Genomic DNA, 24,498 nt, shown 5'->3' on the forward strand with positions numbered 1-24,498 from the left:
TTATTAGAAATTTAAAGTGAAAAAAATCACAACGAAACATTTTTATATACATTTTTTAATATTTATAGTATAGAATAAAGTTGGAAAACAACAAAAGATGATTTCTTTGAATAGAAAGTGAAAAAATTCCCATTAAAACTAAAAAGGAGGGTATTATTATGGAAATAAGGAAAATATCAACGGTGGAAGAGTTAGAAGAATTAATTCAAGATGTTAAAAAAGCGCAAGAAATATATGCAACATATACACAAAAACAGGTGGATGAAATATTTAGGAGAGCTGCTATTTCTGCAAATGCTTATAGAATATGGTTGGCAAAAATGGCAGCAGAAGAAACAGGTATGGGTATTGTAGAAGACAAAGTTATAAAAAATCATTTTGCGGCAGAATATATTTTTAATAAGTATAAAGACGAAAAAACTTGTGGTATACTGGAAGTAGATGAAACATTTGGTATAAAAAAGATTGCAGAACCTATAGGTTTAATTGCTGGAATAATTCCAACAACAAATCCAACATCAACCACAATTTTCAAAGCATTATTAGCTTTAAAGACAAGAAATGGTATAATTTTTTCGCCTCATCCTAGAGCAAAAAATTGTACAGTAGCAGCAGCAAGAATAATGTTAGAGGCAGCTATTGCTTCTGGTGCTCCTGATAATATAATAGGATGGATTACTGAACCTTCAGTAGAACTAACACAATATTTAATGAAACATCCAGAAATAAATCTAATATTAGCTACAGGTGGACCTGGTATGGTAAAAGCAGCATACTCTTCTGGAAAACCTGCTATAGGTGTTGGAGCTGGAAATACACCAGCAGTTATTGACGAAACAGCACATATGAAAATGGCAGTTAGTTCGATTCTATTAAGTAAAACATTTGATAATGGTACCATTTGTGCATCTGAACAGGCTGTAATTGTAGTTGATGAAATTTATGAAAATGTAAAAGAAGAATTTCTTAATAGAGGGGCGTATATTTTAACAAAAGATGAAAGAGAAAGATTGGGTAATATAATAATAAAAAATGGAAAATTAAATAGTGCTATTGTTGGTCAAAGTGCATATAAAATTGCAAAAATGGCTGATATTGAAGTACCTGAACATGCAAAAGTATTAATTGCAGAAGTGGAAGAAATAGGTGAAAACGAACCATTTTCTTATGAAAAGTTATCTCCTGTTCTTGCAATGTATAAAGCAAGTGATTTCAAAGAAGCTGTTGATAAAGCTGTAAAATTGGTAGAATTTGCAGGTATGGGACACACGGCAGTTTTATATACAGATCAATCTAATAAAGAAAGAATAGATTATTTTGGAAATAAATTAAAAACTGGTAGGATTTTAGTAAATATGCCTTCTTCACAAGGAGCAATTGGAGATGTATATAACTTTAGATTAGAACCATCTTTAACACTTGGTTGTGGTTCATGGGGTGGTAATTCTGTTAGTGAGAATGTTGGTGTTAAACATTTATTGAACATAAAAACTATTGCTGAAAGGCGTGAGAATATGTTATGGTTTAAAGTTCCTCCAAAGATTTACTTTAAAACAGGCAGCTTACCAGTAGCATTACAAGAATTAAAAGGTAAAAAACGCGCATTTATAGTTACTGATAAATTCCTTTTTGAAAATGGGTTTGTTACTAAAATAGAGAAGGTTTTAGAAGAATTAAATATAGAAAGAGAAGTATTTTATGAAGTTGAACCTGATCCATCAATAAGTACAGTAAAAAAAGCTTTAAATATCATAAATTCTTTTAATCCAGATGTTATAATAGCATTAGGTGGAGGATCTCCAATGGATGCTGCAAAAATCATGTGGTTAATGTATGAACACCCAGAAGTAAAATTTGAAGGATTAGCATTAAGATTTATGGATATTAGAAAAAGAATTTATGCATTTCCAGAATTAGGGAAAAAGGCTGTAATGGTTGCCATACCTACAACAAGTGGAACAGGTTCTGAGGTTACACCATTTGCAGTTGTAACAGATGATAAAACAGGATTAAAGTATCCTATAGCAGATTATGAACTTACACCGGATATGGCAATAATAGATCCAGAACTTTCAATGAGTATGCCAAAAAAATTAGCAGCTTATTCTGGAATTGATGCTTTAGTACATGCGATTGAAGCTTATGTTTCAGTGTTTGCAAATGAATTTACAAATGGATTAGCACTTGAATCAATACGTTTAATATTTAAATATTTACCAGATTCATATAAATATGGAGAGAAAGCTGTAAAAGCAAGAGAAAAAATGGCTTATGCATCATGTACAGCAGGTATGGCATTTGCGAATGCATTTTTAGGATTATGTCATTCTATGGCACATAAATTAGGTTCGGCATTCCATATTCCACATGGACTTTCAAATGCATTGTTAATTTCACAAATAATAAAGTATAATGCAACAGATAAACCGGTAAAACAAACAGCATTTCCACAATATAAATATCCTTTAGCTAAAGAAAGATACGCTAAAATAGCAGATTATTTAAATTTAGGCGGAGAAACAACCGATGAAAAAGTGGAAAAATTAATTGCGGCAATTGAAGAGTTAAAAAGACAATTAAATATTCCAAGTTCAATAAAAGAGTTAGGTATTTCAGAAGAAGAATTCTATGCGAAGTTAGATGAAATGTCAGAACATGCATTTGATGATCAATGTACACCAGCTAATCCAAGGTATCCATTAATCTCTGAAATTAAGGATATATATATAAAAGCATTTAAAGGAGATTTATAATTTTTAGAAAATTGAGGGGGACGATAGTATGGTAGAAATATTTATATGTATGGGGAGTGCTTGTTATTTAAAAGGTTCAGAAGACATTGTTAAAATATTTAAAGAAGAAATCTCAAAAAATTCATTAGATGCAGAAATAAGGTTAAAGGGGTCCTTTTGTTTAGGGCCCTGTAATCAAGGCGTTGTTGTTAAAGTAAAGGATCATTATTTCAAACTCCTTAATCCACAAAATGCTAAAAAAATATTTGAAAGTCAGATCCTACCGTATATAAAGGAAATAGAAGGTGATTTAAATGCCTAAAAACATTTGGGAGACTCTATGGGATTATGATCCAAATGGATTAGTTGTAGTAGATAAAGAACTCAAAATAAAAGTAATAAATCCAGCTTTTTTAAAAATGTTTTATTTAGAGAATGAAGATATTATAGGAAGATTTATTTTTGAATTTTTTGATGATGTTAGTGATTTTGAAGATATAATAAAAGATAATAAAAAAGTAATAAAACACATGAAAGAATATCCAAGTTATAATTTGATAACTTCTGAGATTGCATTTGCCATAGATGGTAATGATGAAGAAATGCTTATTGCTAAGATATTTCATGATATTTCTGAATACGAAAAGAAAGATAAAGAATTAAGAGAATTAAAATTTAAAATCATTGATGAAGTGCAAAAGATAGTTGACAAGCAGATGAAAACAGGTCAAGAAATTGCTTCGATTTTGGGTGAAACGACAGCAGAAACAAAAGCGAGTTTAATGAAATTGTTGTCAATAATAAAAAAAGAAAATTAGGGAGAGGGTATTTATGGCATCAGCTGTCGTATATAAAAGAAGTTTAAATAAATATGGAGAACAAGTTTGTGGGGATAATTTTCAAATGACTCAAAGAGAGGACTCAAAAATAATAGTTCTTTCAGATGGACTTGGAAGTGGGATAAAAGCAAGCATATTATCTATTCTTACAACAGAAATTATAAGTACAATGTTGCAAAAAGGTGTGAATATTTCTGAAGTGGTAAAAACAGTAGCCAGTACTCTACCAGTTTGTAAGGTAAGAGGAATTGCATATTCGACCTTTACAATTGTTCAAATTTATAAGAATGGAACTATAAAACTTGTTAATTATGATAATCCTGAATCAGTTATTATAAAAAAAGGAGAAATTTTTCGACCTTCATATACTGAAGAAAATATTAGTGGAAAAAAAATAAAAGTATCCACATTTAATCTTGAAGCAGAAGACTTTATATTTATTATGAGTGATGGTGTGGTTCATGCGGGTTTAGGTAATTTGATGGATTTTGGTTGGGGTATAGAAAATATAGCAGCTTATTTAAAACGTATGCATAGAAGATCAAGAAGTGTAAAATATATGGTTGATAGTTTAATTGAGGTTACTAATAGTTACTATGGATTTAAACCCGGTGATGATGCCACATTAGTTGGAATAAAAATGACAGAAAAATCAGGAGTTATAATATTTACCGGACCACCACTTGATCCTAAAACTGATAAATATTATGTAGAGAGATTCTTAAAATTTGATGGGAAGAAGGTTATTTGTGGTGGAACTACAGGGAATATTGTGTCGAGAATTAGCGATAAAAAAGTGAATATTAACCTTGACACGCCTACTCATGGTGGATTACCACCATATGGGGAAATGGAAGGTGTAGATTTAGTAACAGAAGGTGTTTTAACCTTAAAAAGACTTAATGAATTGTTGGAAAGTTGTAAAAATAACATGTTTGAAATTGATATAGATGAAGAAGAGGCAAATGCAGCAGAAAAATTATTTTTAATTCTTAGGGCTTGTGATGAAATTAAATTTTTAGTTGGAAGAAAAGTTAACGTTTTTTACCATAATCCAGCATTGCCTTTTGATATGTCGATAAGATCTAATTTAATAAGAGATATTGCAAAAAATTTAGAAAAATTAGGTAAGAAAGTTGAAATTGAATATTGTTGAGGAGGGATAAAATGAAAATAGAAATATGTGTAGGAACAACATGTCATCTTATGGGGTCATCAATGTTACTTGAGATTATAAATGATTTACCTGAAGATGTAAAAAATTCAATAAATGTTAAATATAGTGGATGTTTTGATCTATGTTACGGAGATATGAAGCCGCCTATTGTTAAGATTGATGAAAAGTTTTATGATAATATGGCTCCAGAAAAATTCAAAGAAGTCGTATTAAATTTATTAAAGGAAAATGGGGATGAGTAATATGAGAAATTTCGTTTTTAACGAAATAATGAAAACACGAAGACAAACATTAATAAAATTAGCTGAATATTTTGAGGAGGGAAATTTTGAAGATATTGTAAAAATTCCAAAGGAACTTTTCCCACTAAATGAAACAATAAATAATATGTCTGTATATAGAGATCGCGAAATTTTAAAACAAAAAATTAAAATTCTACTGGGAATGGATTATGAAAAATCAAAAGATATGGAATTATATGAAGTAGCAAAAGAAATTGACAAAATATTATCAGATAATAATCCATATGATCCAGAGGAAAAATATATGCAGATAATCAAAGAAGCATGTGACATATGTCCTTCTGGAAAATATTATGTGACAGATTTGTGCAGGAATTGTGTAGCCCACTCTTGTTCAAGTGTATGCCCTAAGAATGCGATAACTTTTGAAAACAATAAAGCAAAAATAAATTATGATTTATGTGTTAATTGTGGGATGTGCGCAAGTGCTTGTAGTTATTATGCAATAGTAAAACTCGAAAGACCTTGTGAAAGATCTTGTGCAGTTAATGCTATAAATGAAGACGAAAGAAGTGCTGCAGATATAGACTATGGGAAATGTGTTAATTGTGGCGCCTGCTATGTAGCCTGTCCTTTTGGGGCAGTAGAAACACCGTCAGATTTATTAAAAGTATTAAAATCTCTAAAAGAAAAGAAAAAAGTTATAGCCATTTTTGCACCATCTTTAATTGCTCAATTTGGTCCAAGAGTTCAGATTGGACAAATAAAGACGGCTTTGAAAAAAGTTGGATTTGAAACTTCATATGAAGTCTCATTGGGGGCTGATGAAGTAGCTAGAGAAGAAGCAGAGTTGTTGGAAAAAGCGGAAGATTTAATTACAACATCTTGCTGCCCTGCATTTGTAGAATATATAAAGAAACATCAGAAAGATTTTGTAGAAAAAATATCGCCAGCACCATCCCCTATGATTTCTTTAGCAAAAAAAATAAAAAAAGAAAATGATGATGCTGTTGTAGTTTTTATAGGGCCATGTATAGCTAAAAAGAAAGAAGCAAAAGAATATAAATTTGTTGATTATGTAATAACCTTCGAAGAATTAGGAGCATTATTTATAACAAAGAAAATAGAACCGTCGAAATTGGAAAATAGTGAAGTTAGCGACACACCATATGGTTGGATATTTGCTACAAGTGGAGGAGTATCGGAAGCTGTAAAGCATTATTGTACCAAAGAATTAAAAATAATAAAAATGGATGGATTAAAAGATGCAAAAAAAGTATTTTCTGAAATAAAAAAAGAAAAATATGATTTAATAGAAGGTATGGGTTGTGAAGGAGGGTGTATTGGAGGACCAGGTATAATGGTAAACCCAAGAATAGCAAAAAGTAATTTAAAAAGGTTTACAAAAATTAATGTGGACTAAATACATTCTTTATTTTACAAATTAATAATTCAAAAATTAATAATGTTAAAAAGAACCCTGGTAAAATTTTATAAGCCAGGGTTCTTTTTATAATTAAATTACAATCTTTTATAAGCAGAATAGGTCTCATATTCTTTAGGCTTCATATAAAAAATTCCAAAAGAATTTGCAGGTATTTTCCCTTTAATGCTTCCCATTTCAATATATAATTCATTATCGCTAAAGTGATCACTTAAATGCATAGCATCTAATAATAAAGATTCTTCGAAATATAGCTGTATTTCTTTATCCTCATTGGATGGATTTATAACAATCAAATTTCCATCTTTTATACTTTTATATTTTCTATAGTATGCAAGTATATTATCATCATTAGCTATCACTTCATAATATTTTCCTTTTTTTAATGCTTCTGAATTTTTAAATAAGTTGATAAGCTTTTTATAGAAATTTAATGTTTCATTGTCTTTATCAACTTTTTCCCATTCCATAACGCCCCTGCAAAAAGGATCATGATCCCCTTCCATTCCTATTTCTTCACCGTAATAAATTAATGGACTCCCAGGTAAAGTAAATTGCATTACAACTGCTAATTTCCATTTTTTTCCAAATACATTTTTAATTCGAGGTGAATCATGTGATGAAAGCATATTCCATGATTTTAAAAGTTTCATACCACTATCAAAAATCACCTTTTTTAGAATTTGTGAAGCTGTAATTGGTTTGAGTGTCCCATTTAACATATTTTTTATTATTACAGTATAATAATAATTCATTATTCCATCCATTATTTGAATCCAATCTTTTGGATATGCCCACACTTCGCCAATAATCTCATGATTTCCTAAAGATTTTAAATGGATAACAATATCTTTTAAAATATCAAAACCAAGGTCATATGCGCAATCTAATCTCCAGTGATCAACACCAAGTTTAGTCCATTTTTTCATAGCTGAATTTTCATCCTGCCATAATAAATTTTGTAATTCTTTATTTTCTAAATTCAATTCAACTAAAGATTTATGGTCTCTCCAATATGTAAAATTGCCATTTTCTTGTCTGAAAAAATCTTTTTCTTTTTTATTTTTTAAAGCGTTCTTAAACCAATCACTTTCATTACTCATATGATTTAAAGCGATATCAAGACATAATTCAATGTTGTTATTATGAAGAGTATCAATTAAATTTTTTAAATCTATTTCATCTCCAAGCACAGGATCTATTTTAAAATATGTTTTAGCATCATATCTATGATTGCTATTGGATTCGAAAATGGGAGTTAAGTATAAAAAATCTATGTTTAGCTCTTTTAAATAAGAGACTTTCTCCTCAATGCCTTTTAAATCACCACCATATAATCTTTTTCCAGAATTGAAATCATTTGTGATGGGAGTATTCCAATCTGTATTGCCTCTATGATAATAAGAATAAAACCTATCAGGGAAGATTTGATAACCAATTTTTGCTTCCATAATTCACCTCTTTCGAATAATATAGAAAACTAACAATATTCTATCATAAAAGTTATTTAAATTCAATAATCAGAAATAAAGGATGATAATACTATGAAAATAAGTAAATTAAGATGTATATTAGAAGAATATATATATTTATAAGTTCTTGATTAATAGCGATTTAGTCTATTTAAAGTGATTTATACCTAAAAAGGTTTTTAATTCTTTTTAAAACTGGTTATTAAAAAAAGGAAAAAATAAGGTAAAATTTAAAATAGAATTTATAATAAATAAATAATTGGAGGGATATGATGAAGATAGTAGGGAAAATAGCTAAAAGAATAGAAGGAAAAGAAAAAGGTTATGGTGAATCAAAGTATACAGCTGATTTATATTTAGATAGAATGTTATATGCAGGAGTAGTTTATTCAAATATTCCACATGGTATATTAAAAAGCATAGATGTATCAGAAGCAGAAAAAATTCCCGGCATTGTGAAAGTTGCAACATATAAAGATGTTCCTGGTACTAATAAATTTGGTGTTGTAACAAAAGATATGTGGTTTTTAATTCCTGTAGGAGAAAAAATTAGATTTGAGCACGATGCTATTGCTGTAATAGCAGGAGAATCAAAAGAAGCAGTTGAAGAAGCTGTTTCGAAAGTTAAATTTGAGGTTGAGGAATTACGACCTGTTTTAACAATTGAAGAAGCAATAAAAGATGAAATAAAAGTAAATGATGAAAATACTAATGTTGCATTTCATAAGAAAATTAGAAGAGGAGATGTAGATAAAGTATTTAAAGAAGCAGATTTGATAATAGAAAGAGATTTCAAGACAGATTATCAAGAACAGGCATATCTTGAACCTCAGGGCGCTATAGCAGATTATGATGGTGAAGTGATGAAAATATATGCATCCATGCAATGTCCTTTTTATGTTCAAGAAGATGTTTCTGAAATATTAGATATGCCATTTAATAAAATAGATGTTATTCAAATGGAAACAGGGGGAGGATTTGGTGGTAAAGAAGATGTCCCGTCGTATATAGCTTCAAAAGCTGCTCTTTTATCTTATTTGACAAAAAGACCTGTTAAACTAATTTATGAAAGAGAACACGATATAAAGGAAACAAGTAAAAGACATCCATCAAAATCACATTATAAGGCAGCATTTAAAAAAGATGGTACATTAATAGGATTAAAAAGTGAAACATATTTAGATATGGGAGCATATTCAACATTATCACCAATAGTAATGTATAGAACATTGACACATTCCGCAGGAGCATATAAAGTTTCAAATGTTTATGTGGATGTATATGGTGTTTATACTAATAAAGTTCCATGTGGAGCGTTTAGAGGATTTGGATCACCTCAGGTATTATTTGCAATAGAATCAATTATGGATGAAGCTGCAGAAAAATTAGGATTAGATCCTTATGATATTAGGTTAAAAAATGCTTTAGATTTAGGGGATGAAACAGCTACAGGGCATAAATTGGAATTTTCTGTTGGTGCAAAAAAGACACTTGAACATGTAAAGAATATGTCTAAATATGATGATTTGAAAAAAGAAATAGAAGATTTTAATAAAAAAAATAAATTTAAAAAAAGAGGATTAGGATGGTCTCATATTATATATGGCGTAAGTTTAGGTGCAGGTGGTCAGCATCTTGATGCAGCAAATTCAGAAGTGCATGTTTTTCCTGACGGAACAATCAATATTATGTTTGGTGGAACGGAAATAGGGCAAGGTGCGAAAACTGCTGTATCTATGATTGTTTCAGAAGTTTTAGGTCAAAAATTGGAAAAAATTCATGTATTGCAAACAGATACATTTATTGTTCAAGATAGCGGACCAACAGTAGCTTCAAGAACGACAGTATTTAGTGGAAATGCGGCAAAGGATGCTGCTGAAAAAATCAAAAAAAATATAATAGACTTTTTATGTAAAAAATTTGATGTATCTCCAGATGAAATAAAGATAGAATTGGGTGTTTATAAAATAAAAGATAATACATTTACATTTGGTGAAATAGCAAAAATGTGTAATGATGCTAATGTTCAATTAAACGAATCAGGATGGTTTAAATCGCCAAAGCTTAAATTTGATATGGAAAATGGGGTTGGAGAAGCTTATGTTACCTATACATATTCGACACAATTATCGCTTGTTGAAGTTGATATATTAACTGGAAAGATCGATGTGAAAAAAATGTGGATTTCTCATGACATAGGTAAAGCGATAAATTATGATGGAGTTATAGGTCAAATACAAGGTGGAGCAGTTCAAGGTATGGGACACGCAATAATGGAAGAAATAAAGCAAAAAGATGGAAAAATAATTTCAGATAATTTTAATAATTATATAATTCCAACAATAAAAGATATTCCGGAAATTATTCCAGATGTAGTAGAAGAAGAATTTCCGTATGGGCCATTCGGTGCAAAAGGAATAGGGGAACCATCATTAATGAGTGCACCACCTTCAATAGCAAATGCGGTTTCAAATGCAATAAAAAGAAGAATAATAAAAATACCAATATCTATAGAAGATATAATTTAAAAAAATTCAAGGAGGTAATAGAATGAAAAAAGTTCCAATTGTAGGTCCAACCTACGAAGAAATGTTATATCCAGAAAAAATCGATCCAGAAATTAGAAAAAGAGCTATAGAAATGAAAACAAAAGATCCACTTCATCCAATTAACTTATTTAATATATCTTGGAAGGATGAAAAAAATGAAATTAGATATTTTGTTATGCCAAAAGAATTAACTGGTGTAGAAGCAAATATAATAGTATTATATGCAAAAGATTTTCCTTCAGGAAGTCATAAGGTAGGAGCAACATATTCAGTTTTAATGGAAAAAACAATAACACATGAAGTAGATCCCTCAATTCATAAATTAGTATGGCCTTCAACGGGAAATTATGGAATAGGTGGAGCATTTGTAAGTTCAAGAATGAATTATGATTCTCTTGTGTTATTGCCAGAAGAAATGAGTCAGGAAAGATTTGATCTTATCAGAAAGTATGGATCAGATGTTATTCCAACACCAGGATGTGAATCAAACGTTAAAGAAATATATGACAAATCAAAGGAATTATATGAAGCAGACCCTGAACATATAAGAATTTTAAATCAATTTGAAGCTTTTGCAAATTATAGATTCCATTATTATGTAACTGGAAACACAATGATAGAAACAGTAAGGAGATATCATATTGGAAATGAAAGAGTTGCAGCTATAGTTTTAGGCGTAGGATCAGCAGGGACAATTGCAAGTGGGGATAGAGTAAAACAAGAGTTCCCAGAAACGAAAATAGTTGCAATGGAACCTGTTCAATGCCCTACAATATCATTAAATGGTTATGGTGGTCATGATATTCAAGGTATAGGAGATAAACATGTAACTTGGATTCATAATGTTATGAATAATGATGCAGTTGTATTAGTTGATGACATAGATAGCAAAAAAATGCTCCAGGTTTTAACAGATGAAGAAGGCAAAAAGTTCCTTAAAGAATTTGTTGATCCAGAAATGGTTGATTATATTTCTGATAAATTTGGCATTTCTGGCGTTGCAAATGTAATTGGTGCAATTAAAATGGCTAAATTCTATAATTTAAAATCAGATGATAATATATTTGTTGTTGCAACAGATAGTATAAATAGATATCATTCTGTAATGGAACAAATGACAAAAACATATGGCAAATTAGATAGAGCAGAAGCAAAATCAAGAGTGGAAAGAATATTCTTATACCAGGAAACTTCTGGAATATTTGAAGGAGATAAATATAACAGAGAAAGATGGCACAATTTAAAATATTATACATGGATAGAACAACAAGGTAAAACATTAGAAGAATTAAACGCACAAAAAGAGCAAGCATATTGGGAAGAACATCAAAGAAAAGTAAAAGAGATAAATAAATTATTAGAACAATACAGAGAAGAACATAAAGAAATATTGAGAAAGGTGTGGTTAGAAGAATGAGGAAATTATTTAAAAATATTTCCTATCTTGCAACATTTGATGATAAAAATAGCGAATTTGAAAATGCATATATATATGTAGAAGACAATGTAATAAAAGATATTGGGATTGGAGATACTGAAATTGAAGTAGATGAAATAATTGATTGTAAAAATATGATGATAATGCCAGGATTTGTAAACACCCATCATCACTTATATCAGTCTCTAACAAGAAATGTAAAAGGAGCACAAAATGCAAAGCTATTTGATTGGTTAGTATTTTTGTATGAAAGATGGAAATTTATAGATAAAGAAGGGTTTTATATTAGTTCTATAATAGCAAATTATGAAATGATGAAAACAGGAGTTACAACAACAACTGATCATCTTTATTTATATCCTTATGGACTAAATGAGGCTATAGATGCTGAAATTGAAGGAGCTATAAAAACAGGAATCAGGTTTCACCCAACACGTGGTAGTATGTCTATGAGTAAAAAAGATGGAGGTCTTCCACCTGACAGTGTTGTACAAACTGAAGAAGAAATAATTAAAGAAAGCATTAGAGTAATTGAAAAATACCATAATCCAGAAAAATATTCTATGTTGAGAATAGCATTAGCGCCATGTTCTCCGTTTTCTGTTACAGCAGATCTTATGAAAGAAACAGTAAAAATTGCAGAAAAATATGATGTTTTAATTCATACTCATGTTGCTGAAACTTTAGATGAAGAGGAATATTGCCTTGAAAGATTTGGTAAACGTCCTGTGGATTATATGGAAGAATTAGGTTGGTTGAATCCACGAGCGTGGTTTGCACATCTTGTATGGTTAAATGATTCGGATATAGAAAAATTGGCTAAAAATGATGTTGGGATGGCGCATTGTCCGTCATCAAATATGAGGTTAGGTTCTGGTATTGCACCAGTAACAAAAATGAAAGATAAAATAAGAATAGGTATTGCTGTAGATGGAAGTGCAAGCAACGATACAAATAATATGATATCTGAAATAAGGAATGCTTTATTATTACAAAGAGTAAAATATGGAGCAGATGCGTTAACTGTTAGAGAAGCATTGAAAATGGGAACCATGGGTGGTGCAAGAGTTTTAAGAATGGATGATTATATAGGAAGTTTAGAAATAGGAAAAGCTGCAGATTTCATAGGATTTGATCTTAATAGGCTTGAATTTGCAGGAGGTCTTGATGATCCACTTGGAGCAGTATTAATGTGTGATGGAAAACAGGTTGATTTAAGCGTTATAAATGGAGAAATAAGAATAAAAGATGGAAAAATTTTAGATGAAGAGTTACCAAAATTAATAGAAAAACATAATGAAATATCTAAAAAAGTTATAAATAGTTTATAGAAAAGATGCGGCATTAAAATGCCGCATCTTTTCTAAAATTTTTGTTAGGGGGGATAAAATGTTTGATATTTTAATCAAAAATGCAAAATTAAGGAATTATAAAAAGTTAAAGGACATTGGCATAAAAGATGGTTGTATTATTAAAATTTCAGATAAATTAACTACAAACTTGACATTGGAAATGAAGCGAATTTAGTTGTATTAAATGTAAATAGCGAACTTGAAGTATTTAGAAATCATAATAAACCAGAATATGTAATTTTTAAAGGAAAACTCACAAATTTACAATAAAAGTTACAAAATATTTAAAAACATCCCCGGTGTATTTACTAACATGTTATATTCAAGATATAAAATAATATGTTAAGAATTTATGGGGGGATTTTATGAATAAAAATATAAAAAGTATTTTATTTGAAAAATATTTTGAAAGTGAAAAAATAGGAGTTTTAATAATTAGTGATTGGAAAATGCTATATATGAATGACTCTTTTAAAGAGTTATCTAAATTGTTTGGGTTAAATGTGGATAAAATATCTCCGCTTGATATTTATAGAAATTATAATAAATATTTAATGGAAAATAGCGAATTAATAGAATTAAAAGGTTTGATTGATCATATAAAGATATTTAATCACTCAAATACAGGAACGAACGCTTTTTTTAAAGATATAATGGAATTTAATGGAAGATACCTAGAATTTAATTTTGAAGGATTAATTATTGAGGATAAAAAATATTATTTTATTACAGTTTTAGATATGACTAATGAAATAAAATTACTTGATTATAAATATTTATCTATATCTAAAAAAATAAGTGAGTTAAGTTTTAAAGAATTGTCAAAAGCCAATTTTGATAGTAGAAAAATATATATAAAAATCTTTAATCTTTTAAAAGATTTTAATATTGTTGCGGAAATGGTTGTAGCCACTTTAAAAAACGATAACCAAATTCATATTGAATTTGGAATTATTGACAAAATAAATTTATCAGGGAAAATTTATGACAGAAAAAGTAAAAGTTTAACAGCATATGTTATAGATAAAAATAAAAAAATTTATATTCCAAATTCACTTGATTATGTTTTACCTGATGGGTATAAGATACACCATGTTGGAGATGCTAAGCCATATAGTGTTTTTGGAGTTCCGTTAAGAGATGAAAATAATAAAGCTTATGGTGCGATATTATATGAAAGACCAAATATTCATAATTTTTCTAAATTGGAACTTACGCTATTAGATGAAGTAACTTATGCAATTCAGTCTGTGATAAGATTTAGCAAATTATATGGAGAATTGCATAGAGAAAAGGAAAGATATTATGAAATGTCCATAAAGGATCATTTAACAAAAGCATATAATAGAACATTTATGGAAGAATATTTAAAAAAATCTTATGAAAAAATAAAACGATATGACGAAGATATAGTTTTAAGTTTTATAGATATAGATAATTTTAAAATGATCAATGATAAATTTGGACATGATTATGGAGATATGTGTTTAACAATATTTTCGGAAGCAGTCTTTGAAAATATTAGAGAATCAGATATTTTTACAAGATATGGTGGAGATGAGTTCGTTATAATATTTCCTAATACTACAATGAAAAAAGCCAGTAATGTAATGCGGAGAATAAGGAAGGTATTGAATAAATTAGAAGAACCTATAGAAATTTCCTATGGTATAATGAAAATTAACAAAAATATAACATTAAAAGATAATATAAATAGAGTTGATAAATTAATGTATGAAATGAAAAGAATAAAAAACACCGGGACAAAATAAAATTCCCGGTGTTTTTTTATGATCTCAACTTTAAATTAATTCTTTTCAAATCTTTATCTATATCTAAGATTTCTACAGTTACTATCTGATTTATACCTAAAACCTCAGAAGGATGTTTTATGAACTTCTCAGAAACATTTGATTTATGTATTAATCCATTTTCTTTAATACCAAGATCAACAAAAGCTCCAAAATCTGTTATATTTGTAACTCTTCCTTGCAAAATCATGCCTATTTTTAAATCATCGAAGGTTAAAACATCTTCATATAACAATGGTTGAGGTAATTCATCTCTTAAATCTCTCCCAGGTTTTTGTAATTCAGAAATAATATCCTTTAATGTATATTCACCTATTTCTAATTTTTTGGATAATTCTTGAATATTTATAGTATTTAACTTTTCTCTTATCGAATTTAATTTTTCGTTATCTAGTATATCTTCTTTTTTGAAACCTAAAAAATTCAACAATTCTTCAGTTTTTTCATAACTTTCTGGATGTATACCTGTTACTTCTAAAGGATTATTTCCATCAAAAATTCTTAAAAAACCTGCAGATTGTTCAAAAGCTTTTTCGCCAAAACCTTTAACTTTTAGCAATTCTTTTCGTTCTTTAAAAGGTCCATTTTTTTCACGATATTTAACAATATTTTCAGCTAATTTTGGTGTAATACCAGAAATATATTGTAATAAAGCAGAAGATGCTGTGTTTAAATTAACTCCAACGAGGTTAACAACATGTTCAACGGTATTTTCAAGCTTTTCTTTTAATAATTTTTGATTCATATCATGTTGATATTGTCCTACTCCTAAAGATTTTGGGTCTATTTTTACAAATTCTGCTAAAGGATCTTGTATTCTTCTACCAATACTAATAGCCCCTCTTACAGTGACGTCTAAATCTGGAAATTCTTTTACGGCTAATTTTGAAGCGGAATATACTGAAGCACCAGATTCATCTGCAAAGATATATTTTAAATTTAAATTATGTTTTTTAATTGTATCTACTATAAATTTTTGTGTTTCCCTTGAAGCAGTACCGTTTCCAATGACAATTAAATTTAAATTATATTTTTTTATTAAATACAAAACAATTTTTTCGGCATTTTCAAAATCATTTTGTGGAGGAACAGGATAGATTGTATTATTTTCTAAGAATTTACCAGATTCATCTAATGCTACAACTTTACATCCAGTTCTATATCCTGGGTCTATAGCTAAAACTCTTTTGTTTTTTAAAGGAGGAGTAAGCAATAATTCTTTTAGATTTTTAGAAAATAATTCAATGGATTTTTCTTCGGCCCTTTGAGTTAAAATATTTCTTACTTCATTTGAAATGGAAGGAAATAACATATTTTTAAAACCATAGTCTAAACCTTCTTTTATTATTTTATTATTTTCCTCAAATTTAGTTAAATAAAAGTTATAAAGTTTTTCAATATACTTATCATCAATAGTTAATTTAACACTTAAAATGCCATCCTTTTCTCCTCTGTTTAAGGATAAAACTCTATAATTTGGGATTTTGGATATTTTTTGAGAAAATTCATGATACATATCGTATTTTGTTTTTTCTTCAATATATTTTTTCTTTTTGTTACTTTCAATATATCCATATTTTAAAAGGTCATTTCTTAAAGTTTTTCTTATTCTTTCGTTATGTGCAAAATATTGACCTATTATATATTTTACACCATCTAAAGCTTCTTTGGTTGAAGTAATCTTTTCATTAATAAAATTTTCAGCTTCTTTGTTTATATCTTTGACTTCCTGTAATAATATTTTTTGTGCAAAGGGTTCTAATCCATTTTCAATAGCAATATCAGCTTTTGTTTTCTTTCTTTTTTTATAAGGTAAATAAAGATCTTCAACCTCACTTAATTTTATTGCATTTAATATTTTATTTTTTAAATCTTCTGTAAGTTTTCCCTGTTCCTCGATAGATTTTAATACACTTTCTTTTCTCTTTTCTAATTCTGTATAGTATTGGAATAATTCTGAAATTTTTCTTACTTCTTCTTCTGTTAAATTTCCCGTAGCTTCTTTTCTATATCGGCTAATAAATGGAATAGTGTTTCCATTATTTAATAATTCAATAGTATTTTTTACCTGCCAAGTTTTAACTTTTAATTCAGAAGTAATTGCTTCAATTATGTTCATTTTCTCACCTCATCTTTATAAGGAATTAACAACTAAATAAAAACAGGGATTTTCTCCCTGCTTTTATTTATAATTAATTTTCTTCTTTTTCTTCTTTCTCTTTTTGTTTTTCTTCAAAATCTTCAACTTCAATTACTTGAACTTTTTCCGCAATATATTCGGCAACTTTTTTACTTAAAATATCCCACATTAAGTTTCCTAATATTTCCGCATTCGAGTAGATAATTTCTCTTGCTTTATCATAGGGGATTCTATACATTTGAGCAAATGAATGGACAGAATCGCTTAATTCTTTTTCTTCTACTTTTATATCATTTTCATCTGCAATTTTATTTATAATAGTCATTTCTTTAATGGATTTTAAAGCTTGTTCTTTTAATTCATTTATGTAAGCTTCTTCTCCACCATGTTTTTCAACTTCTTCTTCGTATTTCCCGTTTTGTTTTACTCTTTCTAATGTTTTATTAACAAAATCATCAATAGTTTCATCTGATACGTCAACTTCAACATACTTGTGTAATTCAGCTAAAACATAATTTTTTATATAATCATCTTTCCATACTTTAAATGATTCTGCTCCTTCTTTAGATAATTTCTCTTTTAATTCAAGTACAGAATTTATTTCAGCATCTAATGTTTTAGCAATATCATCAGTTAATTCAGGAACAATTCTTTTAAATACACCTTCTACTGTTATTTGATATAAATATTTTTTATCTTCAAATTCTCTATTTATTTCAACATAATCTCCTTTTTTCTTACCTATTAAATCTGTAACCATAGGTCTTTTATCTTCTTCGTATAACACATATTCGCTTTCTTTATCTTTGAATAATTCTTTACCTTCTTCATTTAAAACTGTATATTTTACTTTTACCAAGTCGCCAATTTCAGCAGGTTCTTCCTTTTCTTCTAAAATAGGATTTTCTTCTAATAAATCTTTTATTCTATCTTCAACAAATTTTTCCACAATTTCTTTTTCAGTCGGAACTTCAACTTTTAATTCTTCGAATTTTGTAGAAACAACTTCTGGATGTTCGTGTATTAATACTTCAACTTCTGCAGAATCGCTATCCAAAGCAAAAGATTCTATATATGGCCCAAACAAAACTTTAGCATCTTTGAATTCATCTTCAACTTTTTCGATTAAAATTTCTCTAACCATTTCAGCAAAATCCTCACCAAATTTAATTTTCATAACCTTTTTAGGAACTTTACCCTTTCTGAATCCATGAAAAGTATACCTTTGATTTAATTCTCTAACTATCTGGTTTTCAGCGTTGTCGATATCCTTTTTATCAAATTTTACCAAATATCTTTTTACATTTTTTTCTTCTGATATAATTTCTTTTTGCATTTTCAACACTCCTTTTTTGATTTTATTTCTAAATTATATTATACAAGGAATTTACTTTAATACTGTTAAAATTAGGTCAAAATAGGATTTCAAGGAAGTAATAACTTATATAACTTGAAGATTTTGTAGTATAAAATGATTATATATCAAATTAAAAAGGTGTTTTATAAATATTTTATGATAGGTGGCTTTTTTTTTAAAAAATTTTGATGTATAATAAATTTATGGGGATAGGAGGTGGAGATGTTGAATAAAAAAAGTTTAAAGGATTTATTGTTTAATAATGTATTTGTTATTATGCTGGTTTTAGCGCTAATAATGATTTTGATTACTGTGTTATCAACTAATATATTTTTTAAAAAATTATACAATTCTACTATAAAGCAATCTGTGATAGCTCTTTCGAGATATTTTAATGATAATTTTAAATATTTAGATTATTATAGTGTGGAATATGGAAAAAAGGTTGAAAAATTATTAGATGAAATGTATTCTGTTTATACAAAGGGTAATTTTTTTTCTGAGTATAAAAGGTTTAAGTCTGAAAAACTTACTGAATATCCAATGATTAGAGATATAAATTATTATATAATTAGCAAAGATGGGATAATTATACAAACAGATTATCAAAAGGATTTAAATCTAAATTTAGCTCAAAGGATTCCAAATTATTGGAAAGTATTAAATACGAGATTAGTTAAAGAATCTAAGTTTATTGAAAAAATATCTTTTGAAATAAAAACAAATTATCCAAGAATATATGGATATAGATTAATGGATAATGGTAATATTTTTGAAATAGGCGTATTGTTTGATGAGAGAGCAATCCCGAAATTTTATAAAGGTATAGATTCGATAAGCTTTAATTTCATTGAAGGAATATATAGTTATAACACATCTTTTATACCGTATTCTTCAGAATATCCGCTTTTAGATAAAGAAGAAAAGGATATTTTTAATGAATTAGACGCATCAAAGGACTTTACCCAAAACTTTATTGTAAAAGAACTTTCTAATGGTAAAAGAGTATATATATATTTGAAATGGCAGCCGGAAAATGGTTATCCTTTAGTTTCTTTGACTAAAATAATTCTTGATTTTTCTGATTTAGTTAAGACTAAAAATTATATAATTTTTATATCTTTGATTTTAATTGGTTTATTTGTTTTTATTTTTACACTATATATTAATTATAATGCGTTAAAAGTTGAAAAGCCATTATTGAAATTAATAAAAGATATTGAAAATGGTAAGGTAGAAGAAATAGAAACAAACATCATAGAAATAGACACATTGATAAAATATTATTCACATCTTGTTTCAACTCTGGTTAAAAAACTTGAAGAAGAAGAAAATGAATTAATTAATTTAAAAAAGAAATTTGAGATGATTGAAAAGGAAAGAGACGTGTTATATGATATGGCTTTAAAAGATGAATTAACAAAGTTTTTTAATAAGAAAGGTTCTATGAAAATCTTTCAAAGAATAATAAGCAATAAAGAAAGTTTTTGTGTAGTATATATTAATTTAGACAATTATAATAATGTTTTGGAAAGAATGGGGGAAAATGTTGCAGATGATATGATTATAACTTTGTCTGAAATAATAAAAAAGACAATTAGAGATAGAGACTTTGTATTTAGAATTAGTGAAGATGAGTTTTTGGTTTTAATAAGATATGTTAATTTGGAAATATCACAAAAAATCTTGAAAAGACTTGTTGATTTTGTAAAGAAGTTTAATATAACAACAGATAAAGATTATAAGATTTCAATTAGTTATGGCCTTTTAGAATATAAGGGTCAAAGTGTAGAAAAAATATATATAGAGGCGAAAAAAAAGATGGAAGAGATGAAGGAAAAGAAAAAAGAACTTTTAAGAAAATTAAAAAATAATAAGGAGTAAAAAAATGGATATAATTCCTTTTTATAAAAAAAATAATATAAAAGTTTATTTGTTTATTATGCCTCCTTTTGGAGTTAATACATATCTTATAATTTCAAAAAAATCATTGATAATTGTGGATCCAGGTAAAGGTAGTAAAGAATTTTTTGATTCTTTAAATTTATTTAATATTAATAACTTTGATTATAAAGGGATAATAATAACACATACTCATTATGATCATATTGTTGGGGTAAAAGAATTTGAAGGGTTTCGAATAATGGTGCCTGAGAAGGATAAAGAGGGTATAATAGATGAGTCTAAAAATTTAAGTTATTTATTTGGTGAAAATTTTAATATGAATATAAAATTTGCAACAATATATGAAGGTTACTATAATTTTGGAGATTTGAAATTTTTGGCATCATATTATCCAGGCCACACACCGGGTTCTATGATTTATGATTTTGGAGAATTTATTTTTACTGGTGATTTTATATTTTGTGACTCTATTGGCAGAACAGATTTACCTTATGGAGATGAAGAAGCTATGTTTGAATCTTTAAAAAATTTTAATGAATATATTAAATCTAAAAAAGATAGCACAATTATAATGCCTGGACATATGGAAGTCTGTACTTTGAAAGAATTAAAAGACACTAATATCTTTTTAAAATATGGAGGTAAAAAATGATTGAAAGATACTCTTTATCCCCGATGAAAGAATTATGGAGTGAAGAAAAAAAATATAAACGTTGGTTAGAAATAGAATTATCAGTGGTAGAAGCTTTTGAAGAAAAAAGGTTAGCGCCTAAAGGTACAGCAAAAAAATTAAGAGAACAGGCAAAAATAAATGTGAATAAAATTTTAGAAATTGAAAGTGTAGTAGATCATGATGTAATTGCATTTATTAAATCAATTACAGACAATATGGGAGATGAGGCTAGATACTTTCATAAAGGATTAACTTCTTCTGATATAGTAGATACAGCATGGTCTTTGGGTTTAAAAAGAGCAGGAGAAATAATATTAGAAGAGATGAAAAAATTATCCCAGATTCTAAAAGAAAAAGCTATAAAATACAAATATTTATATACAGTAGGAAGATCTCATGGCGTTCATGCTGAACCGACATCATTTGGTTTAAAAATGTTGTCATATCTTGCTGAATTGGAGAGAAATATAAAACGATTTGAAATATCTATTGAAAATATATCTTATGGGAAATTAAGTGGGGCAGTAGGAAATTATGCAAATATAGATCCAGAAATAGAAAAAATAGCATTAAATAAATTAGGATTAAAACCAGAAACAGTAGCAACACAAGTTGTTCCAAGGGATAGACATGCAGAATTTTTATCTTCATTAGCGTTAATTGGTGCTGGGATTGAAAGAATTGCAATTGAAATTAGACATTTACAAAAAACAGAAGTATTAGAAGCTCAAGAACCATTTAAAAAAGGTCAAAGAGGTTCTTCAGCAATGCCTCATAAAAAGAATCCTATATTATGTGAAAGATTAACAGGAATGGCGAGAATGTTGCGAAGCTACACTGTTGCCGGATATGAAAATATAGCCTTGTGGCATGAAAGAGATATATCTCATTCTTCTGTGGAAAGAGTATTTTTACCAGATGCAACATTAATTGCATTTTATATGGTCAAAAAAGTTCAATATCTTATAGATAATCTAATTGTGAATGAAGATAGAATAAAAGAAACATTTGAAAAGTCATATAATCTTGTATATTCCCAGAGAGTATTGCTATCATTAATAGATAAAGGGCTAAGCCGTGAAGAAAGCTATAAATTTGTTCAAAAATATGCATTAAAAGCATGGGAAGAAAGAAAAGACTTTAAAAAAATATTATGGGAAGAAAATAAAATAAAAGAGCTATTTACACGTGAAGACTTTGAAAATATATTTACTCCGGATTATTATTTGAGAAATATTGATGCAATATATAAAAGATTCAATTTAAAATAAAAAATGAGAATTTGGAATTGAACAAAATAAAAAGTAAAATCCCCATAAATGGGGATTTTATTAATTTAAGATTGTGTGCAGTTATATCTTTTCGATTATATAATACTCAATATGGTAATTTATTTTTTTCTTAATTACCTACACTTTTCGTGGGAGAACTATTTTTATATATATTGTATTGAAAATATAGTGCTACCAGACCCACTCATTAAAGAAATAATAGAGTTTTTATCCATATTTTCTTTAATTCTTTTTAATTTTGGATATTTTGGAAAAACCACCTGCTCAAAGATATTAAATGTATTTTCTTTTACTTTTATATAATCTCTTTCTTTTAATCCTTCATATAATTTCATTGGATTGCCGAATTTTGTTAATTTACTCCAATTTTTATCTATTTCATTATACATTTCTGGTGTAGATATATGAATGCCAGGAAAGTTAAATTCAAAATTTAATTTTAGAGGTTCTAAAAAAGTTAGTTTATCACCAATCCCTTCGGCAATAGCAGTACCACCAAAAATTAAAAATGGAACATCTCCTCCAACCTTTGCACCAATTTCAATAATATCATTATCAGAGATATTATATTCAACTTTTAAAAATCTTAAAACAGCGGCAGCATCAGCGCTTCCGCCGCCGATGCCTCCGCCTTCTGGCAATTTTTTGTTTAAGTGTATTTTTAAATTAAAACTATATTCTGTTAAACTTTTAAAGGTGTCTATTGCTTTTTTTATCAAGTTATTATTCCAGGAGAATTTTAATTCAGGAGAAGATGTAAATATTTCTTTTTCAGCAAATTCAATATTCATTTCATCATATAAGGGAATACTTTGGAAAAGAGTTAGAATATTATGATAGTTATCGACTCGTTTTTCTATAACATCTAAAAAGAGATTAACCTTCGCATAAGCTTTTAAAAGCATTAAATCACCTCTAAGGCTCTTAATGCTATTTTTGACCATCCCTCGAATTCTCCATTGAATTTTTTAAACTCTGTTTCTTTTAACCAAAGTTCTTTGAAGTTTTCTTTTTCTTTAATATCAGCATTTGTAACATACGCAATAAATAAAACACCAAGATGAACCCTTGAAACTTCTGTAGAATTATCTAAAATAAGCCCAACGTATTCTAATGAGTTTAAATTTTCTATATCTAATTCTTCATTTAATTCTCTATTTAATCCGTTATAAAATGTTAATTCTGGATTTTCGTTTTTATCTATTGGATTGATATGTCCTCCTATTCCAACGCTATATAAATTGTGTAATCTTTTTTCTGTTTGTTTTTGTGTTCTTTGAACTACTAAAATTTCATTTTTTTCATTTTTTATTACAACATATGGTATAATTTGTTTTTTTGATTCGTCATTTTCTGCTAAAACTCTGTCGATAAAATATCCATTTTTAAATATTTTTTCTAAAATATTTTGCTCAACAATTGTAAAACCATTATAAAAATTTATACCATTTAATATTTCATTGTCAATTACCCAAACTTTTTCTTTCATCCAATAACCTCCACAGTAATATTTTGATTTGTATATATACAAATTTCTCCGGCTATTTTTAATGATTTTTCAGCGATTTCTTTTGCATCTAAATCAGTGTTTTGCAATAATGCTTTTGCAGCGGCTAGAGCATATGGACCTCCAGAACCTATAGCCATAACATTTTCTTCTGGCTCAATAACTTCACCATTACCAGAGATTAATAATAAATGATCTTTATCACCAACTAAAAGCATAGCTTCTAATTTTCTTAAAACTTTATCTGTTCTCCAATCCTTTGATAATTCTACTGCAGCTTTTAATAAGTTTCCAGCATTTGCTCTATATTTTATTTCAAATCTTTCAAAAAGTGCTAAAGCATCAGCGACTGAGCCAGCAAATCCAGCAATAACTTTACCTTCTCCAAGTCTTCTAACTTTTCTGGCAGTTCCTTTAAAAATAGTATTTCCAAGCGTTATTTGTCCATCGCCAGCGATTACGGTTTTTCCGTTTTTTCTTATTCCAACTATTGTGGTTCCTCTAAATTCCATTTTATCACCTCTTAAGTAAATTTTAAGTATTTTGTTGTATAATTGTTTTATAGAAT

General features: G+C 28.0%; 20 protein-coding genes. 14 read left to right on the forward strand and 6 right to left on the reverse strand.

Translation table 11 applies throughout. The features are described from left to right. Positions 1-158 precede the first annotated feature (158 nt). The 6 genes from adhE to BUA62_RS01585 are packed head-to-tail and all read left to right on the forward strand — an operon-like array spanning position 159 to position 6,413. Positions 159-2,753 carry a bifunctional acetaldehyde-CoA/alcohol dehydrogenase gene (adhE, locus tag BUA62_RS01560; protein WP_072862734.1) on the forward strand — a complete coding sequence of 865 codons (2,595 nt, stop codon included), beginning with the start codon at positions 159-161 and terminating at the stop codon, positions 2,751-2,753. A gap of 28 nt (positions 2,754-2,781) precedes the next feature. Further along, a complete protein-coding gene (locus tag BUA62_RS01565; protein ID WP_072862736.1) occupies positions 2,782-3,054 on the forward strand; it encodes a (2Fe-2S) ferredoxin domain-containing protein in 273 nt (90 codons plus the stop codon). Further along, positions 3,047-3,550 (forward strand): PAS domain-containing protein, encoded by a 504-nt coding sequence (locus BUA62_RS01570; RefSeq protein ID WP_072862738.1) that lies wholly within the window; start codon positions 3,047-3,049, stop codon positions 3,548-3,550. The genes BUA62_RS01565 and BUA62_RS01570 overlap by 8 nt, the downstream gene beginning before the upstream one ends. 13 nt (positions 3,551-3,563) lie before the next feature. After that, entirely contained in the window at positions 3,564-4,727 is a 1,164-nt protein-coding gene (locus BUA62_RS01575) for a SpoIIE family protein phosphatase (RefSeq protein WP_072862740.1), read from the forward strand. An 11-nt stretch (positions 4,728-4,738) separates the two neighbouring features. After that, a complete protein-coding gene (locus BUA62_RS01580) occupies positions 4,739-4,990 on the forward strand; it encodes a (2Fe-2S) ferredoxin domain-containing protein (RefSeq protein ID WP_072862742.1) in 252 nt (83 codons plus the stop codon). Between the two features lies 1 nt (position 4,991). Then, positions 4,992-6,413: a monomeric [FeFe] hydrogenase gene (locus BUA62_RS01585; RefSeq protein WP_159429484.1), complete on the forward strand. Its 1,422-nt coding sequence runs from the start codon at positions 4,992-4,994 to the stop codon at positions 6,411-6,413. A 98-nt stretch (positions 6,414-6,511) separates the two neighbouring features. Here BUA62_RS01585 and BUA62_RS01590 read toward each other — a convergent pair whose 3' ends face one another. Then, entirely contained in the window at positions 6,512-7,885 is a 1,374-nt protein-coding gene (locus tag BUA62_RS01590; protein WP_072862746.1) for an alpha-amylase family glycosyl hydrolase, read from the reverse strand. 293 nt (positions 7,886-8,178) lie between these two features. Between BUA62_RS01590 and BUA62_RS01595 the strand changes: the two genes are divergently transcribed. From BUA62_RS01595 to BUA62_RS01610, 5 genes are all read left to right on the forward strand, one after another. Next, positions 8,179-10,434, forward strand: coding sequence for a xanthine dehydrogenase family protein molybdopterin-binding subunit (locus BUA62_RS01595; protein ID WP_072862748.1), 2,256 nt, complete (start codon positions 8,179-8,181; stop codon positions 10,432-10,434). A 22-nt stretch (positions 10,435-10,456) separates the two neighbouring features. Further along, positions 10,457-11,872, forward strand: a complete 1,416-nt coding sequence (locus BUA62_RS01600) for a pyridoxal-phosphate dependent enzyme (RefSeq protein ID WP_072862749.1) — start codon at positions 10,457-10,459, stop codon at positions 11,870-11,872. Then, positions 11,869-13,224, forward strand: coding sequence for an 8-oxoguanine deaminase (locus BUA62_RS01605; RefSeq protein ID WP_072862751.1), 1,356 nt, complete (start codon positions 11,869-11,871; stop codon positions 13,222-13,224). Before BUA62_RS01600 ends, BUA62_RS01605 begins: the two co-directional genes overlap by 4 nt. 58 nt (positions 13,225-13,282) lie before the next feature. Next, on the forward strand, positions 13,283-13,420 hold the full coding sequence (locus BUA62_RS11425; protein ID WP_159429485.1) for a hypothetical protein: 138 nt from the start codon (positions 13,283-13,285) through the stop codon (positions 13,418-13,420). Positions 13,421-13,610: 190 nt separating this feature from the next. Beyond that, positions 13,611-15,017, forward strand: coding sequence for a sensor domain-containing diguanylate cyclase (locus BUA62_RS01610; RefSeq protein ID WP_072862753.1), 1,407 nt, complete (start codon positions 13,611-13,613; stop codon positions 15,015-15,017). 16 nt (positions 15,018-15,033) lie between these two features. On the opposite strand, the gene BUA62_RS01615 is transcribed toward BUA62_RS01610, so the two are convergent. Together BUA62_RS01615 and BUA62_RS01620 are read right to left on the reverse strand one after the other, a co-directional pair. Then, complete coding sequence (locus BUA62_RS01615) at positions 15,034-17,175, reverse strand: Tex family protein (protein WP_072862755.1); 2,142 nt, start codon at positions 17,173-17,175, stop codon at positions 15,034-15,036. Positions 17,176-17,248: 73 nt separating this feature from the next. Continuing rightward, positions 17,249-18,532: a trigger factor gene (locus BUA62_RS01620; protein WP_072862757.1), complete on the reverse strand. Its 1,284-nt coding sequence runs from the start codon at positions 18,530-18,532 to the stop codon at positions 17,249-17,251. A 246-nt stretch (positions 18,533-18,778) separates the two neighbouring features. Between BUA62_RS01620 and BUA62_RS01625 the strand changes: the two genes are divergently transcribed. Genes BUA62_RS01625 through purB form a run of 3 tightly spaced genes read left to right on the forward strand, consistent with a single transcriptional unit; the run spans position 18,779 to position 22,402 of the window. After that, a complete protein-coding gene (locus BUA62_RS01625; protein ID WP_159429486.1) occupies positions 18,779-20,437 on the forward strand; it encodes a GGDEF domain-containing protein in 1,659 nt (552 codons plus the stop codon). A 4-nt stretch (positions 20,438-20,441) separates the two neighbouring features. Further along, entirely contained in the window at positions 20,442-21,110 is a 669-nt protein-coding gene (locus BUA62_RS01630; protein ID WP_072862761.1) for an MBL fold metallo-hydrolase, read from the forward strand. Continuing rightward, on the forward strand, positions 21,107-22,402 hold the full coding sequence (purB, locus tag BUA62_RS01635) for an adenylosuccinate lyase (RefSeq protein ID WP_072862763.1): 1,296 nt from the start codon (positions 21,107-21,109) through the stop codon (positions 22,400-22,402). Before BUA62_RS01630 ends, purB begins: the two co-directional genes overlap by 4 nt. A 164-nt stretch (positions 22,403-22,566) precedes the next feature. Here the strand turns inward: purB and ispE are convergent, their stop codons facing one another. From ispE to hslV, 3 genes are read right to left on the reverse strand one after another with little or no spacing between them, the layout of a single operon-like run. After that, positions 22,567-23,328, reverse strand: coding sequence for a 4-(cytidine 5'-diphospho)-2-C-methyl-D-erythritol kinase (ispE, locus tag BUA62_RS01640; RefSeq protein WP_072862764.1), 762 nt, complete (start codon positions 23,326-23,328; stop codon positions 22,567-22,569). Continuing rightward, positions 23,328-23,912 carry an NUDIX domain-containing protein gene (locus BUA62_RS01645; protein ID WP_072862765.1) on the reverse strand — a complete coding sequence of 195 codons (585 nt, stop codon included), beginning with the start codon at positions 23,910-23,912 and terminating at the stop codon, positions 23,328-23,330. Before BUA62_RS01645 ends, ispE begins: the two co-directional genes overlap by 1 nt. After that, complete coding sequence (hslV, locus tag BUA62_RS01650) at positions 23,909-24,442, reverse strand: ATP-dependent protease subunit HslV (RefSeq protein ID WP_072862766.1); 534 nt, start codon at positions 24,440-24,442, stop codon at positions 23,909-23,911. Before hslV ends, BUA62_RS01645 begins: the two co-directional genes overlap by 4 nt. Positions 24,443-24,498: the final 56 nt, after the last annotated feature.

Origin of the sequence: Marinitoga hydrogenitolerans DSM 16785 (assembly GCF_900129175.1) — a bacterium.
In the GTDB taxonomy this organism is placed as follows: Bacteria; Thermotogota; Thermotogae; order Petrotogales; family Petrotogaceae; genus Marinitoga; species Marinitoga hydrogenitolerans.

Excerpts from the sequence above, each read along its gene's own strand:
- adhE (WP_072862734.1), top strand. The coding sequence starts at position 159 with ATGGAAATAAGGAAAATATCAACGGTGGAAGAGTTAGAAGAATTAATT.
- BUA62_RS01565 (WP_072862736.1), top strand. The coding sequence starts at position 2,782 with ATGGTAGAAATATTTATATGTATGGGGAGTGCTTGTTATTTAAAAGGT.
- BUA62_RS01570 (WP_072862738.1), top strand. The coding sequence starts at position 3,047 with ATGCCTAAAAACATTTGGGAGACTCTATGGGATTATGATCCAAATGGA.
- BUA62_RS01575 (WP_072862740.1), top strand. The coding sequence starts at position 3,564 with ATGGCATCAGCTGTCGTATATAAAAGAAGTTTAAATAAATATGGAGAA.
- BUA62_RS01580 (WP_072862742.1), top strand. The coding sequence starts at position 4,739 with ATGAAAATAGAAATATGTGTAGGAACAACATGTCATCTTATGGGGTCA.
- BUA62_RS01585 (WP_159429484.1), top strand. The coding sequence starts at position 4,992 with ATGAGAAATTTCGTTTTTAACGAAATAATGAAAACACGAAGACAAACA.
- BUA62_RS01590 (WP_072862746.1), bottom strand. The coding sequence starts at position 7,885 with ATGGAAGCAAAAATTGGTTATCAAATCTTCCCTGATAGGTTTTATTCT.
- BUA62_RS01595 (WP_072862748.1), top strand. The coding sequence starts at position 8,179 with ATGAAGATAGTAGGGAAAATAGCTAAAAGAATAGAAGGAAAAGAAAAA.
- BUA62_RS01600 (WP_072862749.1), top strand. The coding sequence starts at position 10,457 with ATGAAAAAAGTTCCAATTGTAGGTCCAACCTACGAAGAAATGTTATAT.
- BUA62_RS01605 (WP_072862751.1), top strand. The coding sequence starts at position 11,869 with ATGAGGAAATTATTTAAAAATATTTCCTATCTTGCAACATTTGATGAT.
- BUA62_RS11425 (WP_159429485.1), top strand. The coding sequence starts at position 13,283 with ATGTTTGATATTTTAATCAAAAATGCAAAATTAAGGAATTATAAAAAG.
- BUA62_RS01610 (WP_072862753.1), top strand. The coding sequence starts at position 13,611 with ATGAATAAAAATATAAAAAGTATTTTATTTGAAAAATATTTTGAAAGT.
- BUA62_RS01615 (WP_072862755.1), bottom strand. The coding sequence starts at position 17,175 with ATGAACATAATTGAAGCAATTACTTCTGAATTAAAAGTTAAAACTTGG.
- BUA62_RS01620 (WP_072862757.1), bottom strand. The coding sequence starts at position 18,532 with ATGCAAAAAGAAATTATATCAGAAGAAAAAAATGTAAAAAGATATTTG.
- BUA62_RS01630 (WP_072862761.1), top strand. The coding sequence starts at position 20,442 with ATGGATATAATTCCTTTTTATAAAAAAAATAATATAAAAGTTTATTTG.
- purB (WP_072862763.1), top strand. The coding sequence starts at position 21,107 with ATGATTGAAAGATACTCTTTATCCCCGATGAAAGAATTATGGAGTGAA.
- ispE (WP_072862764.1), bottom strand. The coding sequence starts at position 23,328 with ATGCTTTTAAAAGCTTATGCGAAGGTTAATCTCTTTTTAGATGTTATA.
- BUA62_RS01645 (WP_072862765.1), bottom strand. The coding sequence starts at position 23,912 with ATGAAAGAAAAAGTTTGGGTAATTGACAATGAAATATTAAATGGTATA.
- hslV (WP_072862766.1), bottom strand. The coding sequence starts at position 24,442 with ATGGAATTTAGAGGAACCACAATAGTTGGAATAAGAAAAAACGGAAAA.